General features: G+C 76.4%; 10 protein-coding genes. 7 read left to right on the forward strand and 3 right to left on the reverse strand.

Features of this window, described 5'->3' with window-relative positions; genetic code table 11:
• The 4 genes from BMZ16_RS00935 to BMZ16_RS00950 all read left to right on the forward strand — a co-directional run bounded on the left by BMZ16_RS00935 (window position 1) and on the right by BMZ16_RS00950 (window position 8,439).
• The gene (locus tag BMZ16_RS00935; RefSeq protein ID WP_089797641.1) at window positions 1-504 is read left to right on the forward strand and encodes a pilus assembly protein TadG-related protein; all 504 of its coding nucleotides are present in this window, start codon (window positions 1-3) and stop codon (window positions 502-504) included.
• Window positions 504-3,344, forward strand: a complete 2,841-nt coding sequence (locus tag BMZ16_RS00940) for a bacterial transcriptional activator domain-containing protein (RefSeq protein WP_089797643.1) — start codon at window positions 504-506, stop codon at window positions 3,342-3,344. The genes BMZ16_RS00935 and BMZ16_RS00940 overlap by 1 nt, the downstream gene beginning before the upstream one ends.
• Before the next feature lie 104 nt (window positions 3,345-3,448).
• Window positions 3,449-3,721, forward strand: coding sequence for a WXG100 family type VII secretion target (locus tag BMZ16_RS00945; RefSeq protein WP_089797645.1), 273 nt, complete (start codon window positions 3,449-3,451; stop codon window positions 3,719-3,721).
• A gap of 95 nt (window positions 3,722-3,816) precedes the next feature.
• Complete coding sequence (locus BMZ16_RS00950) at window positions 3,817-8,439, forward strand: FtsK/SpoIIIE domain-containing protein (RefSeq protein WP_089797647.1); 4,623 nt, start codon at window positions 3,817-3,819, stop codon at window positions 8,437-8,439.
• A gap of 361 nt (window positions 8,440-8,800) precedes the next feature.
• Here BMZ16_RS00950 and BMZ16_RS00955 read toward each other — a convergent pair whose 3' ends face one another.
• Together BMZ16_RS00955 and BMZ16_RS00960 are read right to left on the reverse strand one after the other, a co-directional pair.
• Window positions 8,801-9,805, reverse strand: coding sequence for a hypothetical protein (locus BMZ16_RS00955; RefSeq protein WP_089797649.1), 1,005 nt, complete (start codon window positions 9,803-9,805; stop codon window positions 8,801-8,803).
• Window positions 9,799-10,401 carry a hypothetical protein gene (locus BMZ16_RS00960; RefSeq protein WP_143082700.1) on the reverse strand — a complete coding sequence of 201 codons (603 nt, stop codon included), beginning with the start codon at window positions 10,399-10,401 and terminating at the stop codon, window positions 9,799-9,801. The genes BMZ16_RS00955 and BMZ16_RS00960 overlap by 7 nt, the downstream gene beginning before the upstream one ends.
• Before the next feature lie 303 nt (window positions 10,402-10,704).
• Here BMZ16_RS00960 and BMZ16_RS00965 point away from each other — a divergent pair, with 303 nt between their 5' ends.
• Complete coding sequence (locus BMZ16_RS00965; RefSeq protein ID WP_089797653.1) at window positions 10,705-10,986, forward strand: isoamylase early set domain-containing protein; 282 nt, start codon at window positions 10,705-10,707, stop codon at window positions 10,984-10,986.
• 376 nt (window positions 10,987-11,362) lie between these two features.
• On the forward strand, window positions 11,363-12,880 hold the full coding sequence (locus tag BMZ16_RS00970; protein WP_089797656.1) for an MATE family efflux transporter: 1,518 nt from the start codon (window positions 11,363-11,365) through the stop codon (window positions 12,878-12,880).
• A 29-nt stretch (window positions 12,881-12,909) separates the two neighbouring features.
• Here the strand turns inward: BMZ16_RS00970 and BMZ16_RS00975 are convergent, their stop codons facing one another.
• On the reverse strand, window positions 12,910-13,623 hold the full coding sequence (locus BMZ16_RS00975) for a hypothetical protein (protein WP_089797658.1): 714 nt from the start codon (window positions 13,621-13,623) through the stop codon (window positions 12,910-12,912).
• 157 nt (window positions 13,624-13,780) lie between these two features.
• Between BMZ16_RS00975 and BMZ16_RS00980 the strand changes: the two genes are divergently transcribed.
• Window positions 13,781-15,034 carry an MFS transporter gene (locus tag BMZ16_RS00980; RefSeq protein WP_089797660.1) on the forward strand — a complete coding sequence of 418 codons (1,254 nt, stop codon included), beginning with the start codon at window positions 13,781-13,783 and terminating at the stop codon, window positions 15,032-15,034.
• Window positions 15,035-15,162 lie beyond the last annotated feature (128 nt).

The raw sequence follows: 15,162 nt of genomic DNA on the forward strand, positions 1-15,162 counted from the left end.
ATGAGCGCTGCACCACGCCGGGCGACGCCCTCGCCGCACCGCGGCGTGCTCGCGCGCCTGCGCGCCGCCGCCGGCCGGCGTGCGGACCGCGGCAGCGCCACGCCGTTCGTCGTCGGGCTGACGGTCGTGCTCTTCGCGGTCGCGGGCCTCGTCGCGGACGGCGGGCGCGCCATCAACGCCCGTGTCGCGATCACGGACGACGCCGAGCAGGCCGCCCGCGTGGGGGCCGACCAGGTGCAGGACGGGTCGCTGCGCGGCAGCGGCACGCCACGCATCGACCCGGTCGCCGCGACCAGCGCCGCGCAGCAGTTCCTGGCCGCCCGCGGGTACGAGAGCTCCCGCGTGAGCATCTCGGCCGACGACGAGCGCGTCGCCGTGCGCGTCAGCGACGTCGTGCCGACCGGGCTGCTCCAGCTGATCCTGATCGACAGCTTCACGGTCGAGGGCAGCGCGACCGCGCGCGCCGCGATCGGCATCGTCACCGAGCTCGAGGGAGGGCCGTGATGGGCCACGACGACGGCGCGGCGCGGCCCATCGGCCCGCAGCGGTTCCAGCAGGCGGTCGCGACCGATGAGCGGCGCCCGGTCGGCGCGGCGCTCGGCGCCGCGTTCCTGCTCCTGCTGCTGGTCGCCGGCGTGCCGGCGGTCCTGCTCACGCTCGGGGCGGCGCCCGCGCTGCCCACGTCCCTGCCCGGCCGTGCCGACCTCACCGCGACGATCGGCGTCGAGCAGGTGATCGCCGTGCTCGTCTGGGTGGTGTGGCTCGCGTGGCTGCAGTTCACGATCTGCGTCGTGGTCGAGCTGCGCTCCGCGCTGTCGGGCGTCGGGCTCCCGGCGCGCGTCCCGCTCGCGGGACCGAGCCAGCGGCTGGCGCGCACGCTGGTGGTGACCGTCCTGCTGCTGGTCACGGCCGCGGGTCAGGCCACGGCCGCGGTCGCACCCTCGCTCGCGATGTCGGCGCCCGACGCCGCGCCCGTGTCGGTCTCGGCCGCCGCGGTCCCCGGTCCCGCGGCGCAGGCGCCCGCGGAGCAGGCGGCGCAGACCCCGGCACCGGGGGCGGAGGCACAGGTCGAGACGACGTACTGGCTCGGTGGCATGCAGCTCAGCCCCGAGGAGGGCGCCGAGCTCGAGGGGCACCGGGTGTACGTCGTGCAGCCGCCCGAGGGCCGCTACCACGACAACCTCTGGGACATCGCCGAGCGCACCCTGGGCGACGGGATGCGCTACCGGGAGGTCTTCGAGCTCAACAAGGGGCGCGACCAGCCCGACGGGCAGGAGCTGACGCTCGAGCGGCTCATCCAGCCCAACTGGCTGCTGATCATGCCGGAGGACGCGACGGGCGTGGAGCGCGTCACCGCGGTGGTCACGCCGGTCGAGACGCCGACGCCGGTCCAGGCGCCGGTCGGGGCCACGCCGACCGCCGCCCACGTCGCCCCGCCCGAGGCGGCCGCGGGCCACGTGGTCGCCGCCCCGGCCTCCTCCGAGAGCCAGGCGCCCGGCCTGGTCGGCGCCGGTCTGCTCGCCGCCGGTCTGCTCGTCGCGCTCGAGCGGCGCCGGCGGCGCGGGCGGGCGGCGGACCCCTCCGCGGGGGCGCAGGAGCTCGAGGTCGTGCTGCGCATCGGCGCGGACCCCCGGCGTGCGCTGCTGCTCGACCGCGGTCTGCGCCGCCTCGCCGCCGACCTGCGCACGGCCGGGCGTCCGCTGCCCGGCGTCGTGGTCGCGCGCGTCGACGACACGTCGGTCCGGCTGTCGCTGACGCCGGCAGCCCCCGCGGCTCCCTCCCCGTGGCGCGCGACCGACGGCGGCCGCGCCTGGCAGCTCGACGCGGCCGACGTCGACCTCGGCCGCACGGACGCCCCCGCGCCCTACCCGGGCCTGGTGTCGCTCGGCCGCGACGCCGACGGGCGTGACGTGCTCGTCGACCTCGAGGCCGCGCAGGGTCCCGTCGCGGTGGTCGGTGACCCCACGGCGGCCGCGGAGGTCGTCACCGCGCTCGTCACCGAGCTCGCCACCAACCGCTGGTCGGACGCGCTGCACGTCACGGGCGTGGGCCTGGCACCCGCGCTGGTCGACGCGCTGCCCGGCGACCGGTACACCACCGCCCGTTCCGCCGGCGACGTGCTGCCGCGGCTGCAGGAGCATCGCGACGACGTGCTCGGCGGTGACGTGCTCACGGGCCGCGTCCGGGGCGACGGCACGCAGGCGTGGGTCCCGGAGTACCTCGTGCTCGGGCAGGTGCCGGCCCTCGACGGGGCGCGGCGCGTCGTCGAGCTGAGCACGACCGCGCAGCGCTCGCCCCTCGGCGTGCTGTGTGCGGGCGACCTCCCGGGGGCCCGGTGGCGGCTCGAGGTCACGGCGGGGGGGCGGCTGACGGCGAGCCTGCTGGGCGTCGACGTGCAGGCCAACCGGCTGACGGACGAGCACCTGGACGCGCTCGGGGAGCTGCTGGCGCAGACCCCCGAGCCCGCGGCGGCCGGCATCGACGAGCGCCGGGCGGCCGCCGAGCACGAGGGTGCGGTCGAGCGTCCGGACGTCGAGGCGCCGGACCGTGCGCTCGGTGCGGCGGACCTCGACCGGGCCCCCGTGCGGGTCCGCGTGCTCGGTGACCCCCGCGTCGAGACGTCGCGTCCCGTCGAGGAGTCGCGACGCGCGCTGTCGACCGAGCTGGTCGTGCTGCTCGCGCTGCACCCCGAGGGCGTCCACCCCAACGTCGCGGCGGCCGCGCTCTGGCCGGGTGGCGTGACCGCCGAGGTCCGCGACCGCACGATCGCCCGGACCGCGGCCTGGCTCGGGGAGGACGCCGCGGGCCGGGCCCTCCTGGTGAGCGGTGCGGACGGGCGTCTGTCGCTGGGGCCCGACGTCGTCGTCGACTGGGACGTCGTCCGGTCCCTCCTGGCGCGGGCGCGCACCGCCGCCGATCCCGCCGCCGAGCGCACGCTGCTCACCGAGGCGCTCGGGCTGGCGACCGCTCCGGTGGTGGCCGTCCGGCCGACGGGTCGCTACGCGTGGCTCGCGCGCGTGCGGGCCGAGCGCACGTCCCGCGACGTGCTGGTCGACGCCGCGCACCGCCTGGTCGTGCTGCACCGGTCGGACGACGACCCGGCCGCCGCGCAGGCCGCCGCGTGGACCGGGGTGCGTCTGGCGCCCGCGTCCGAGCTGCTGTGGCGCGACCTGCTGCGGGCCACGGCGGCCGCCGGCGGCGAGGCTGCGGTGCGGGACGTCGTCGACGCGCTCGTGGTGACGCTGCGCGAGGCGGGCGTGCCGCAGATGGCGGCGGCGACCCGGGCGCTGGTGGAGGAGCTGGCCCCCACGAGCGGGCCCTCCGCGGTCGGGGGGACCGCGTGACGCCGGACGGGTGGTTCTCCCGGAACGCACCACCTCGCACCCATATGCCCGATAAGGTCGACCCGACCAGGCGCCGCGGGCGCCGCCGACCGGAGGAGTGAGTCGTGGCCGTTGGTGCCGAGCTCAGCACACTGCAGGCGCTCTACAAGACCTTCCAGACCAACGCCGAGCAGGCGTACGCGATCAAGACGGACGTCGACAAGGGGCTCGACAGCGCCGTCTGGACGGGTCGGTACTCGGAGGACTTCCGCTCGGCGTGGACGGAGTACCGCGCCAACCTGGACCGCCTGAAGGAGGCGCTCGAGGGTGCCGCCGCGGACGTGCGCACGAACCACAACAACATCGCCGCCGCCACGGGCGAGAGCGACCGCATCTGAGTCGGTGCGCGTGACCAGCGGCCCGTCCTCCTGCGAGGGCGGGCCGCCGGCGTGCACGGCACCTGGACGGACGAAACGGGCGAGACGAGGCACGCGTGCGACTGATCCTGAGCGTCACCACCCGCACCGGCGGTGAGCCGCTCGACGTGGTCGTCGAGTGCGCGCCCGGGTCGCGCGTGCGTGACGTCTCCCGCGTGCTGGCCGACCGGCTGCCGGGCGTCCAGCCCCGCGTGGTGCCCCGCGGGTCGGGTCACCTCGGTGTCGTCACGATCGAGCCCGCGCAGGGACCGGCGCCGCACCTGTGGTGGCACGGCAAGCCGCTCGACGACGACCTGCCGGTGGAGCGGTCGCCGCTGCGGCACGGCGCTGTCGTCGGCCTCGGCGTCGACCCGGGGGACACGTGGTCCGAGCCGGACGGTGCGTGCGAGGTGCGGATCGTGTCCGGCGAGCAGGCCGGTCGCGTGCACCGGCTGCCCGTCGGCCGGCACGTCGTGGGCACCGACCCCGCGGCGTCGGTGCGCGTGCCGGACCCCGAGGTCCCCGCGACCGCGGTGGTGCTCGAGGTCGGCGTCGACGGGGGAGTGACGATCGAGCCGGGCCCGGACGTCGCCGGTGCGGTCCGCGGCGCCCCCGTGCGCCGACGGCCACCCGAGGGGCCGATCGTCGTCCGGGCGACGCCCGGCGAGGCGCCGGCCGGTCGGCAGGCGCGCCGCCCGCGCGGCAGGTTCGCGCGGCAGCTCGCGGAGGCCCGCAAGGGCCTCGACCAGATGACCGAGATCGACCCCGAGTCGGACCGGCCGCTCGTGCACGTCGACCGTACGGCGCTGACCGCGCGGCGTGCGTGGGAGCCGGGGCAGTCGCTCGTCGTGGGGGACGTGGTCCTCGAGGTCGCGGCGGTCGGCGAGCCCGATGCGTCGCTGTCGCCGAGCACGGCGGGCGCGACGCTCGACTACAACCGGCCGCCGCGGCTGCTGCCGCCGGAGCGCAGCACCGACTTCCGGCTGCCCACCGAGCCGCGGGCACCCGACAAGCAACGGTTCCCGATCACGATGATCATCGTGCCCGTCGTGATGGGCGCGGCGATGTTCTGGTTCACGAGGTCCCCGTACTCGCTGATGATCATGGCGCTGTCGCCGGCGATGGTCGTGGGGAACTGGTTGTCGATGCGCGGCGGCGGCCGGCAGCGCCACCTGCAGGACGTCCAGACGTACGTCAGGCGTGTCGCCCGGATCGAGCAGCAGGCGTTCGACGCGCTCGGCACCGAGAGCGCGGCCCGGCGCCGCGAGCTGCCCGACCCCGCGACGGTGCTGCTGTTCGCGACCGGTCCCCGCGCGCGGCTGTGGGAGCGCCGGCGCACCGACCCGGACTGGATGGTCGCGCGCGTCGGCACGGCCGACCTGCCGAGCGAGGTGTCACTGCACGACCCCACCCGCGAGGAGCACGAGCGGGTCCTGCACTGGACGGCCGCCGACGTGCCGGTGGCGGTGCCGCTTCAGCGGGCGGGCGTCACGGGTGTCGCCGGACCTCCCGACGAGCGGCGCCGCATCGGCGCGTGGATGCTCGCGCAGGTGGTGGCCGGCCACTCGCCGGCCGACGTCACCGTGCACCTGCTCGCCGACGCGGGCGGCGCGGACGTGTGGGGCTGGGTCCGCTGGCTGCCGCACGCGCGCCGCGACACCGGCCCGGTGGCGCAGGTCGGCTCGGACGAGGAGACCACGGCGCGCCGGATCTCCGAGCTGCTCGCGCTGGTCGAGGCCCGCCGGGCCGCGACCGAGGGACCGGGCGGGTTCGGCAGCGTCGCGTCGGTCCTGCCGCCACCCGTGCTCGTCGTCCTCGACGGCGCGCGGAGGTTCCGCCTGCTGCCCGGGCTGGTGACGCTGCTGCGCGAGGGGCCGCGGTACGGCGTGTACTTCCTGTGCCTCGACGAGCAGGAGCGCCAGCTGCCCGAGGAGTGCCAGGCGGTCGTCGTCGTGGACGGCACGCGCGCCACCGTGAACGTCGCGGGCCAGGAGCCGGTCGACGGCGTCCGTGCCGACCTGGTGCCGACCGCGTGGTTCGAGCGCCTGGGCCGCTCCCTGGCCCCGATCAAGGACATCAGCTCGGAGGACCTGTCGGCGACGCTCACCTCCTCGTCGCGGCTGCTCGACGTGCTGCGGCTGGACCCGCCGACGCCCGAGGCGGTCGCCCGCGGCTGGGCCGGCGGTGGGCGCACGACGCGCGCCGTGATCGGTGAGGCGACGGACGGCCCGTGGTCGGTCGACATCCGGGCCGACGGGCCGCACGCCCTGGTCGCCGGCACGACGGGCTCCGGCAAGTCCGAGCTGCTGCAGACGCTCATCGCGTCGCTCGCGGTCGGCAACCGGCCCGACGAGATGACGTTCGTGCTGGTCGACTACAAGGGCGGGGCGGCGTTCAAGGACTGCGCCCGGCTGCCGCACACGGTCGGCATGGTCACCGACCTCGACGCGCACCTCACGACGCGGGCGCTCGAGTCGCTCGCGGCCGAGCTGCGGCGCCGGGAGCACCAGCTCGCCGGCGCGGGCGCCAAGGACATCGAGGACTACCTGGCGGCGCGCGGGCCCGGTGACGCCCCGATGCCCCGGCTGATGATCGTCATCGACGAGTTCGCGGCCCTGGTCGCCGAGCTCCCGGACTTCGTCACCGGCCTGGTCGACATCGCCCGCCGGGGCCGGTCGCTCGGGGTGCACCTGGTGCTCGCGACGCAGCGGCCCGCGGGCGTCGTCAGCGCGGAGATCAAGTCGAACACCAACCTGCGCATCGCCCTGCGCGTCACCGACCGCAACGACTCGCAGGACGTCATCGAGTCGCCCGACGCCGCGCAGATCGCGCCGAGCCTGCCCGGCCGCGCGTACGCGCGGCTCGGCCACTCGAGCCTGGTGGCGTTCCAGTCGTCGCGGGTCGGGGGGCGCCCGCCGGGCTCCGTCCCCGGAGGGGGCGTCGACGTGATGCCGCTGACCTGGGCGAGCGTCGGTCGTCCGGTCGTGGTGCGGCGCCCCGAGGCGGAGAACGACGTCGACGTGCCGACCGACCTCGCGTCGCTCGTCACGGCGGTGCAGGGTGCGGCAGAGCTCGCGCACGTGTCCGCACCGCCGCCGCCGTGGCTGCCCGCCCTGGCCGACGTCGTGACGGTGCGTGAGGTCGACGAGCAGGGTGGGGCGGCGCTCGAAGCGCGCCCGCTCGCGCTGCCGTACGGCCTGCTGGACCTGCCCGCCCAGCAGCGCCGCGACGTCGCGGTGCACGACCTCGACAGGGCGGGGAACCTCGCGGTCGTCGGCTCGCCGCGCTCGGGGCGCTCCACGGTGCTGCGCGTGCTCGCGGCGGCGGTGGCGACCCGGACGTCGCCCCGGGACGTGCACGTCTACGGCCTGGACTTCGGCAACAACGCGCTGCTGCCGCTGGTGGGGCTCCCGCACACCGGCGCGGTGGTGCCGCGCGACCAGCCGGACCGCATCGCCCGCCTCACGCGGCGGCTGCGCGCCGAGATCTCCCGGCGGCAGCAGCTGCTCGCCGAGCAGTCGTTCGCGGACGTCGCCGAGCAGCGCGCCGCCGCCGCGCCCGAGCAGCGGCTGCCGTACCTGCTGGTGCTGCTCGACCGGTGGGAGGGGTTCGTGCAGGCGTTCGAGGACGTCGACGCCGGTGCGCTGGTCGACCTGTGGACCCAGATCCTGCAGGAGGGGCCGGGTGCCGGCGTCAAGGTCGTCGTCTCGGGCGACCGCAGCCTGCTGGTGGGCCGCGTCTCGACGCTCACCGAGGACCGCCTGATGCTGCCCATGTCGGACCCGGGCGACTACCAGGCCGTCGGCCTGGCGACCCGCGACGTGCCGCAGCACCTGCCCGAGGGCCGGGCGTTCCGCTCCGACGGTGCGCACGAGCTGCAGGTGGCACTGCTCCACGAGGACCCGAGCGGCCCCGCGCAGGTCGCGGCGCTGCAGGCGATCGGCCGGGACGCGACCGCCCGGCACGCGGCGGACCCCGTGCCGTCGAGCGGGGCGCAGGTGCCGTTCCGCATCGACCCGCTGCCCACCCGCCTCACGCTGGCGGAGGCCGCCGCCCTCGGTGGCGCGCCGCTGCGGCGCACGGCGGTGCCGATGGGCGTCGGCGGCGACACGCTCGCGCTGCACGGGCTGGAGGCCGAGGAGCACGGACCCGGCCTGCTCGTGGTGGGGCCGCGCCGCTCGGGGCGCAGCACCACGCTGCTGACCGTCGGCGAGAGCGCGCTGCGCCGCGGGTGGACGGTCGGGATCGTCACCCCTCGTCGCAGCCCGCTGCGTGACCTCGTGGGGCGTGACGGGGTCGTCGTCATCGAGGCGGACGCCGCGCGTGACGACGTCACAGCAGGTCTGGCGAGCCTGGTCCCGCAGGACGTGCCCAGCGTCCTGCTCGTGGACGACCTCGAGCTGGTGGGCACCGACGGGGTGCTCGCGGACGGGATCGTCGCGCACCTCGGGGTGCTGCGGGACCGGCCCGGCCTGGTGGTCGCCGCCGGCACCGCCGACGAGCTCGGCAGCGCCTACCGCGGCCCCGCGGCCACCATCAAGAAGTCGCGCAGCGGGCTGCTGCTGGCCCCCGCGACCCCCAACGACGGCGACCTGTTCGGCCTGCGGCTGCCGCGCTCCGCGCTCGGCGGGGCGGTGCCCGGCCGGGGACTGCTGGTCACGGGCGGGGCGTGGCAGCTCGTGCAGGTGCCGCTGCCCTGAGGGCGGCGTGCCCGACGTGCGTGGCCCGCTGCCGTCCGGCACCGCGCGTGGTCAGCAGTCTCCGGCCCTGTCGGTCTCCGGGGCGTGCCCGCGGGACCACGCACCGCCGTCCAACCGGGTGAGCTCGACGACGTCCGGCCAGTCGCTCCGGTCCTCGCTGGACGGTCCGCAGCACGCCCGCCGTCGCGTCGCGGCGGAAGCGCTCGGCGGGCAGCGCCTCGCCCAGCTCCTGGCGGTACCGGTCGGGCGCCTGGTCCGACATGTCGGCTCCGTCCTCGTTCCCGGGCGCGGACGTCATGCCGCTCCGTGCGCCGGAGGTGACGCCTCGACCGGCAGGGTCACCCGTCCGGGCGGTGCGGCGTCAGCCGGTGACGACCGACTGGATCTCGGCGACCGGGATCTCGGCGGAGGTCTCGACGGTCTGCATGTCGAGGGGCTGGGGGGCGGGGTCGACCGACGACGTCCACGTCGCCTCCCAGACCGCGGTGGCGGTGAGGGTCGCGGTGGGCAGCGACTGACCGGCCTTGGGGGGCATCAGGTTCGCGCTGGACCGCGTGAAGGTCAGCGAGCAGCTGCTGGTGGTCATGCCGGGGGTGTACGGGGTGCCGACGTCGGGGCAGGACGCCGACTCGGCGTTCTGCGCGTCGAGGCGCAGCTGCGAGACGCGGGCCTCGACGCGGGCCCACACCCCGGGCACGGAGGCCGTGACCTCGACGTCGGCCGGTGCGCCCTCGACCCACACGAACGTGGGCTTGTTGACCACGGTGGCGCCCGACCCGTCGAGGGAGGGATTCCAGCGGATCGTGCCCGTGGGCAGCTCCATCGAGTCCTGGGCGATCCGGACGAGCTGCTGGGGGTCGACGACCACGTCCACCGCCGGGGGTGGGTCGCCCGCCGGCACGAAGACGGCCTGCCGGGTCGTGTAGTACTCGAACGAGGTCTCGGCGTCCGTGTCGTAGCGGCAGTACGGCTCGTACCAGCGGCCCTCGTCGTCGGTCGCGTGCGCCTCGTAGTCGGGGTGGAGCAGGCCCTGGTAGGCGAAGTCGTCGAGCGTCCCGCTGTTGCGGGCCTCGCCGCCGGGCTTCCAGTACTCGTAGTACTCGTACCCCGTGCGGCCTGCCCGCAGCCAGCAGTCCGGTGCCACCGTCGCCTGCACCGACGACGAGAACGACCTGCCCTCGCCCGTCGAGCCGGAGCTCGTCACGGTGACGGCGATCGTGCCGTCACCGGCCTGCGGCGTCACCGGCGTCGACGCGGGCGGCGGGCTCTGCTGATCACCCTCCCCGGCGTACCCGGCGCCTCCGCCCGGGGCGGCGAGGATCAGCAGTGCCGCGAGCGCGGGCGCCCACGCGCCGACGCTCAGCATGTGCCCTCGCGGGTGCTGGGACCGATCAGCCAGCGGTCGTCGATGCGCTTCATCGGCAAGCGCAGCAGGCGGTTCTCACCGAACCCGGCCTCCTGCGGCGTCGCGGGGCCTTCGACGCTGGCGAAGGTGACGTCGGCGTACATGTCGCACGCCATCGCCGACGCCTCGTCGCCCGTGATGGTCACGTCGAACACGCGGGTGCGGAACGTGCCGCCGATCTGCGCCGAGATCCCGGCGTTGGTCGCCGCGATGTTCTCCATCACCTCGAGGGTGTCGCCGAAGGCGATCGCGCCGAAGCCCGGGCTGACGGTGTTGGTCGTCATCGTGCGCCAGTACTCGACGCGGTACGTCGCGGCGGTGTTCCACACGTCGGCCTCGTCACCCGTGAGGTCGGGCACGTCCTCGAAGACGATGCCGAGCTCGGGGTCGGAGGGGTCCGGGGTCTGCGAGGCGGGGACGGTCTCGCTGGGCGTGGGTGCGCTGGTGGCGACGGAGGTGGGGGAGGCCGTGAGGCCGGGAGGCTCCTGTGCCTGCGAGGTGCACCCGGTGAGCACCAGCGCCGCGAGCACAGCCACGACAGTCCCGACCCGCTTCACACCGGCTCCCTCCGCACGGTCGCCCCGGACCGGCGCGCTCGGCGCCGACGGTACTGGACTCACCGCGTGTCGCGCACCGCCCAGAACGGTGTCAGCCGGACGGGACGTCGGAAAACCCGCGGATCGGGCGAATGCCGCCGCCTCGAGGAGTGCCGGGCCGCGGGTGGGAGGAGCGCGTCGTCGAGGTGTCACACGGGAGTCACCGCAGGTGAGCCTGCCGGAAACACCGGTGCGGGACGCTGCGTCCCGGCGCGAGGCGCGCCGATCCCGCAACACCCGACCGAGGGAAGGTGTGGTCCGTCCGTGCTGAAGAAGACCCGCTCCGTCCGTGCCGGCACCGCCACGCTCACGTTCGTCCTGCCGGTCCCCGACCTCGACGGGCCGGTGAGCGTGGTCGGCACGTTCAACGACTGGACGCCGGGTGCGCACCCGCTGCGCCGCCGGTCCAACGGCACGGCGAGCGCGTCGGTCGTCGTGCCGGCGGGGTCGACCGTCCGCTTCCGGTACCTGGGCAGCCAGGGGCGGTGGTTCGACGACGCGGACGCGGACGAGATCACCGCCGAGGGGTCGGTCGTCCGCGCGTAGGGCCGGTCTGGGCCGCGCGGCGGGCGTGAGGCCGCGCGGCGGGGCGGACGTCGCCGGGCGGGGTCCGCCGGTGCGCACCGTCACGCAGATCACCTCGGTCAAGCGCAGGCCGGGTGGCGGGCCGCTGCGCACCGGCCCGTCGCGTCGGCGGGGCCGTTCTTGGACGCCTGCCCACCAGGGAGAGGGGTGCTGTTGACGTCCGCGTGGCGTGCGCTTTCCCCGTCGTCGTCGGACGCGTTCCGGCCCGCGCACCGATCGGGTGAAACCCTCTGGTCACGCGCGATCGTATCGATACGATAGGGCCCTGACGCGACCCGGCACGACCGACCACCGCGCACCGCCCCAGCCGTACCCGAAGCGCGGAGTCACCCCCCTCATGTCGAAGGCCCTGACCACGGGCGCCCCGTGGCGCGTCATCCTGTCGTTCGCCGTCCCCCTGCTGATCGGCAACGTCGTCCAGCAGCTCTACCACTTCGCCGACGCGGTGGTCGTGGGCCGCACGCTCGGCGTCGACGCGCTCGCCGCGGTCGGCGCGACCGGGAGCCTGCTGTTCCTGCTCATCGGCTTCGCCTGGGGCATGACGTCCGGCTTCGCCATCCCCACCGCGCAGGCCTTCGGCGCCGGCGACGCCGCCGCCGTCCGCCGCTCGGTGGCGTCCGGTGCCCTCCTCACCGGCGCCGTCACGCTGCTGCTCACGGTGGGCGCGCCGCTGCTGGCCGGCCCCGCGCTGCGCCTGCTGCGCACCCCGGAGGAGCTGCTGCCCCAGGCCGAGACCTTCGCGGTCATCAGCTTCCTCGGGGCCGCGACGACGATGTTCTTCAACTTCCTCGCCGCGATCGTGCGCGCCATCGGCGACTCCCGCACCCCGCTCGTCTACCTCACGCTCAGCTGCGTCCTCAACATCGCCCTGGTCGTGGTGCTCGTCGGGGGCCTCGGCACCGGCGTCGGGGGCGCGGCGCTGGCCACCGTCGTGGCGCAGGGCGTCTCGGTCGTCCTGTGCTTCGTGCACGTCCGGCGACGCGTGCCCGTGCTGCACGTGCGCCGCGAGGACTGGCGCGTCACGCGCGCCGACCTGGCGCACCACCTGCACCTGGGCCTGCCCATGGGCTTCCAGGCGTCGATCATCGCGATCGGGACGCTCGCCGTGCAGGTGCGGCTCAACACCCTGGGCTCCGACGCCGTCGCCGCCTACACCACCGCGACGCGCGTCGACGGCCTCGCGGTCGCCCTGCTCGCCTCGCTCGGGCTGGCGGTCTCCATGTTCGTCGCCCAGAACCTCGGCGGTGGCCGGCCCGACCGGATCCGGACGGGCGTCGTGCAGGCCGTCTGGATGTCGGTGGTCGGCGCGGTGCTCATCGGGATCGTGCTCGTCACCGCGGGCGGCTGGATCGTCGAGATGTTCGTCGGCGAGGGAGAGCAGCGCGTCGTCGACATGTCGGCGCACTACCTGTTCGTCAACGGCGTGCTCTACGCCGTGCTCGGGGTGCTGTTCGTGCTGCGCGGTGCGCTGCAGGGGCTGGGCCGCACCCTCGTGCCGACCGTCACCGGTCTCATCGAGCTGGTCTGCCGCGTCGGGGCCGCGGTGGTGCTCGGCGCCGCCTACGGGTTCGCGGGCGTCGTGTGGGGCAACCCGCTCGCCTGGCTCGGGGCCGTCGCGCTGCTGGTCCCCGCGTACCTGCGGGCGCACCGCAGCCTGGCGCAGGTCCCCATCGCGCCGCTGTCCCAGGTCGCGGCGACGCCCGAGCCGGTCACCCTCGAGGGGCCGTCCGAGGGGTCCATGGTGGTCGACGCGGTCGTGCCGCAGCCGCGCCGCGGGTCCGGGGCGGACACCGTCGCGGAGCAGCCGACGCCCGTCGGTGAGGGGTGCGACCGGCGCGAGCGCGTGGCGGGCTGACGCCGGCCGGACGACGGCCCGCGACGACCTCAGCCGAGCGCGAGCGGTGCGGTCACCGCCGCCCAGGCCAGCCACGCGGCGGCCAGCACGAGCGCGGCTGCGGCCGTGCGCCGGGCGGCCACCGGCCACGGTGCCGCCGCCGGCGGTGCCTGCGGCGGCACGCAGCGTCCGGACCGGCGCGGGCGGACGGCCCGGCGGCGTGACACCCGGGCGTCGTCCGTGAGGGCGGCCGTGGTCAGCAGGTCGGGCTGGCCGGCGCCGCCCAGCCGCACCTCGAGCAGCAGCGCGAGCCCGGCCGCGTCCACGGGCGACAACCGGGGCGGCAGGGCGCGCAGGTGCGCAGCGAGCGACGTCGCGCGGACCACCGGGGCGTCGCCCGTGCCCCGACCGGTCCCGCAGCGCACGCCACGCACCGCCGTGCGGAACCGCGGGGCCAGCAGCGCGGTGACGGCCGCGGCCGCGTCCGTCCCCCGGTGCGCGTCAGCGGGGAGGCGGGTGCCCTCGACGACCACCACGCCGCCCGGGCCGACGGCCACGTGCGCGATCCGCGCCGCCGCCCGCCCCGGGTGGTGCAGCGCGTGCAGCGCGAGCCAGCCCTCGGCCTCGAGCTCGCGAAGCGCCGCCGGCACCCCGGGCACCTCCGGGGGCTCGGCCGCCGGGACGTCGTGCGCCCACGACGGCAGGCCACGGCGTGCGCCGGCCGGACCGCGGCGCGTGGTGGTCGGCTCGTCGCCCGTGCTCATCGTGGCCCCATGTCCCCGGTATCGGCCCGTCCACCCCGTGACCTGAGCCCGGACCCGCGGCGCGAGCACGACGCGGCCGCGATCACCCGGCGCGCCACGGTCCCCGCGCAGTAGGGTCGTCGGCACCGCAGGGGCAGCAGGGGGACGAGGGGGACGGATGCAGCAGGTCGTCGACGTGCGGACGAGGGTGGCCGTGGGGGCCACGTACGCCGCGCAGGGCTTCGGGTACGCCACGGTCGTGACCGCGTTGCCGGGCCTCAAGGCCCGCACCGACATCGACGACGCGATGATCTCGGTGGTGCTGCTGATGGGCGCGCTGCTCGCCGCGGCCGGGTCGGTGACCGCCGAGCGGGTCGCCCGCCGGTGGTCGAGCCGCACGGCCGTCGTCCTGGGTCTGCTGGCGCAGGCCGGCGGGCTGGCGCTGGTCGCCTCGGCGACGTCGGTGCCCGCGCTGGTCGTCGCGTTCGTCGTGTTCGCCCTCGGGCTGGGCATGGTCGACGCGTCGTCCAACATGCAGGGCGTCGCGCTGCAGCAGCAGGTGGGCCGCCCCGTCGTCTCCTCGCTCTTCGCGTGCCTCACCGTCGCGGCCGTCTCCGCCGCGCTCGTGCAGTCCGGGCTGGCGCGGTTCGGGACGACCACGGGGGCCGTCTCGGCCCTGGTCGTGGCCACGGCGGTCGCGGCCGGTGTCGCGCTGCTGGTGCGTCCGTCGCTGCTGGACAGCACCGCGTCGCCGCCGCCGCTCCCGGACGACCACGAGGGGATCCTGCCGGGTGCCCGGACGGGGGTCGCCGCCGCACCCGCCCCGGCCGCCGCGCGGACCCCGCTGCCGCGCGCCGGCCTGTGGGTCTTCGGCGCGCTCGTCGCCGCCGCGTTCGTGGTGGACGCCGCCGTCTCCAGCTGGAGCACGGTGTACCTGTACGACGAGCTGGCGGCGTCCGCTGCCGTCGCGCCGCTCGGGTACGCGGCCTACCAGGGAGCCGTGCTGATCGCCCGGCTCCTGGGCGACCCGCTGGTGCGCCGGCACGGGCGGGTGCGCGTGGCCGCCCCGACCGGCGCCGTGGCCGCCGTGGGTCTCGTGCTCGTCGCGCTCGTGCCCAGCCCGGCGGCGGCGATCGTCGGGTTCGCGCTGGCCGGGATCGGCGCCGGCACGCTCGTGCCGCTGGCCTTCTCCGCGGCCGGGGAGCTGGCGCCCGGGCGCCTGGACGACGTCATCGCCCGGATCAACCTCTTCAACTACGCCGGTGCGCTCATCGGGTCGGTCTCGATCGGGCTGCTGGCCGGCATCACGGGCATCGGCCCGGGGTTCCTGGTGCCGGCGCTGCTGCTGGTGCCGGCGATGGCCGCGGTGCCGCGGCTCGCCGGTGAGCGGGTGGCCGCGCTCGCGGCGCCTCCGGTCGGACGCACGGGCTGACGCCCCACGGACTGACGCCCGACCGCCTGACGCCCCACGGCCTGACCCACCGTCCCGGGGCCTGACCCACCGCCCCGCGGACTGACCCACCGCCCCGCGGACTGACCCACCGCCCCGGGGCCGTCCGC

This window comes from Cellulomonas sp. KH9 (assembly GCF_900114185.1).
Classification (GTDB): Bacteria; Actinomycetota; Actinomycetes; order Actinomycetales; family Cellulomonadaceae; genus Cellulomonas.

Bases quoted from the DNA above. Each gene is read 5' to 3' on its own strand.
- BMZ16_RS00955 (WP_089797649.1), bottom strand. From the start codon at position 9,805: ATGCTGAGCGTCGGCGCGTGGGCGCCCGCGCTCGCGGCACTGCTGATC.
- BMZ16_RS00940 (WP_089797643.1), top strand. From the start codon at position 504: ATGGGCCACGACGACGGCGCGGCGCGGCCCATCGGCCCGCAGCGGTTC.
- BMZ16_RS00970 (WP_089797656.1), top strand. From the start codon at position 11,363: ATGTCGAAGGCCCTGACCACGGGCGCCCCGTGGCGCGTCATCCTGTCG.
- BMZ16_RS00975 (WP_089797658.1), bottom strand. From the start codon at position 13,623: ATGAGCACGGGCGACGAGCCGACCACCACGCGCCGCGGTCCGGCCGGC.
- BMZ16_RS00935 (WP_089797641.1), top strand. From the start codon at position 1: ATGAGCGCTGCACCACGCCGGGCGACGCCCTCGCCGCACCGCGGCGTG.
- BMZ16_RS00980 (WP_089797660.1), top strand. From the start codon at position 13,781: ATGCAGCAGGTCGTCGACGTGCGGACGAGGGTGGCCGTGGGGGCCACG.